Here is a 504-nt window from a genome sequence, read left to right on the forward strand (position 1 = left end):
TATCTGTTCGAAATTTCAAAGCGACAGTGGCTCAACCAGCTCAATCGAAGAAAAAAATATGAAAACCGGCAGAGTGAGGTAGGCATCTCTCAAAGAGACCATGAATCCATAAACCCAGAAATCACCCGAAAGGGCCCAAACCTCCGGGAATACCTTGAAAAAGCTCTAGCAAAGGTCGGAGAACCCTGTAAATCTGTTTTGGAGGCAACCATATTTTTGGGGATGCGCATGGAGGACATAGCCGAAAGATTCAATTACTCCAGTGCCCGTTCCGCCAGCCAACAGAAATTACGGTGTCTTCAAAAGCTAAGGGGCGAAGTCTCCTATGATGTCATAATCCGTTTAAAATAGCCATGAGGGAAGAATTGAGACATATTGATTTGATTGACAAACACCTGACCGGCCATCTTAATGACGATGAAAAAAGTGAGGTGGAACGACTGTTAGCTGAAGACAAAGAATTTGCAAAGGAGCTTGAGGTATATAAAAAGATCTACACGGGCA

General features: G+C 43.7%; 1 protein-coding gene. It reads left to right on the plus strand.

The genetic code is table 11. The features are described 5' to 3' along the window. The coding region (locus AB1A65_RS17725) for a hypothetical protein (protein WP_366591244.1) at positions 1-351 on the plus strand (351 nt) is incomplete at its 5' end. Positions 352-504: the final 153 nt, after the last annotated feature.

The sequence above is a fragment of the Allomuricauda sp. ANG21 genome, assembly GCF_040705235.1.
Taxonomy (GTDB): Bacteria; Bacteroidota; Bacteroidia; order Flavobacteriales; family Flavobacteriaceae; genus Flagellimonas; species Flagellimonas marina.